The organism is uncultured Candidatus Puniceispirillum sp. (genome assembly GCF_963979125.1).
GTDB lineage: Bacteria > Pseudomonadota > Alphaproteobacteria > Puniceispirillales > Puniceispirillaceae > Puniceispirillum.
The window spans coordinates 1-1,734 of the sequence record NZ_CAXBVX010000183.1; the positions used below are offsets into that span (position 1 = coordinate 1).

Consider the following 1,734-nt stretch of genomic DNA (forward strand, 5'->3'; position numbering starts at 1 on the left):
TGTCCTAGCATCATCCAATCAAGCGCAGCGCAGATTGATAAGATGATCGCGGCATAAATCAAGCATCATCCGGCCTGAGAGCATCGAAGGCCGAAAGATGATCGCGGCATGAATCAAGCATCATCCAATCGCAGCGAAGCGTAGATTGATAAGATGATCGCGCCCAAAAAATAATGAATCAAGCATCATCCACCAAGCGAAGCGATGGTGACAAGATGATCGCGGATTAGACCAGCATCATCCAATCAGGTGCCATAGATACGATCACCTGCATCGCCAAGACCTGGCAGAATATAGCCCTTTTCATTCAGCTCGCGGTCAAGACAGCCTGTGAAAATCGGCAGATCAGGGAACGCATCATGCAATGACGCGACGCCTTCGGGCGATGCCACTAGACAGGCAAATACAATATCTGTAACGCCCATCTCGACCAGCTTTTCCATGCCCAATATCGCACTGCCGCCTGTGGCCAGCATCGGATCGGCCAGAATAACCTGCCGCGTGGCAATATCTTGTGGCACCGACGTATAATAAGACACTGGCTGCAAGGTATCTTCATCACGATACAGACCCAGATGCGCGATACTGGCTTCGGGGCAAAGCTGGCTGAATCCATCAACCAGGCCATTACCTGCCCGTAATATTGACACCAGACATGGCGCCGGATCAGGCAAGCTGGCTGTCATCATCGGCTCCAGCGGGGTGTTGATCTGGCGCGGCGTCAGCTTTAGCGCGGCAAAGGTTGGATAGGCCAGCAACCATGATAATTGTGCCAGCGTTGTACGGAACAATGCTGATGGTGTATCTTTGTCACGCAGGATTGCCAGTTTATGCGTCGCCAGCGGATGTTCAAGAATATGCAGATTACTTGTCATAAAAAACCTTTTCGTCACTCATAGGGGCGTTATAATCAAAACCATGTAACGCACTATAAATCAGATTGTCACCTACCCACGCATATTCAGATAGCGTATGAACCGTTATCTTAGCCGCAACGACCTATATTTACCATTCACAAGCTAACCAAATTTATCACACGATCACATGGCAAAATTATATTTTTCTTATTCGGCAATGAATGCAGGCAAATCGACCATTCTGTTGCAGGCGTCGCATAATTATCGCGAGCGCGGCATGAACACATTATTGCTCACCGCACGTCTTGATGACCGGATCGCCCAGGGCGATAATGGCAAAGGCAAGATTGGCTCCCGCATTGGCTTGCAGGCTGACGCCGAAATGTTCGATGACAGCACCGATATTTTTGCCCTTGTCGAACGTCTGTCACAGGATACCAACTTTGCCTGTATCTTGATTGACGAGGCGCAGTTTCTATCCGTTGCCCAGGTCTGGCAGTTAAGCGCCATCGCTGATGATCTGGCTATTCCGGTCATGTGTTATGGATTACGCACCGATTTTCAGGGACAGCTTTTCAATGGCAGTGCCACCTTGCTGGCGATTGCCGATGTGCTTCGTGAAATCCGCACGATATGTCATTGCGGGCGCAAAGCCACGATGGTTGTTCGCCAGGATGCTGATGGCACCCCGATTACTGACGGCGCGCAAATCGAGATCGGCGGCAATGACAAATATGTCACGCTATGTCGTCGGCATTGGAAAGCGACCATGGCACAGGTCACAAAACCTGAATCATAATTCGGCCATTACTTTGTTCCAGCTGGATGATGGAATTATTATAGTGCGATCATCTTATCAATCTACGCTTTGCTTGGT

Annotated in this window: 2 protein-coding genes; one reads left to right on the top strand and one right to left on the bottom strand. The window is 49.6% G+C overall.

Annotated features, from left to right (window positions below; genetic code table 11):
• Positions 1 to 245 precede the first annotated feature (245 nt).
• Positions 246 to 875: a uracil phosphoribosyltransferase gene (upp, locus tag ABNT28_RS11000; RefSeq protein ID WP_348721629.1), complete on the bottom strand. Its 630-nt coding sequence runs from the start codon at positions 873 to 875 to the stop codon at positions 246 to 248.
• A 169-nt stretch (positions 876 to 1,044) separates the two neighbouring features.
• On the opposite strand from upp, the gene ABNT28_RS11005 reads away from it, so the two are divergent.
• Positions 1,045 to 1,656, top strand: coding sequence for a thymidine kinase (locus ABNT28_RS11005; RefSeq protein ID WP_348721630.1), 612 nt, complete (start codon positions 1,045 to 1,047; stop codon positions 1,654 to 1,656).
• Positions 1,657 to 1,734 lie beyond the last annotated feature (78 nt).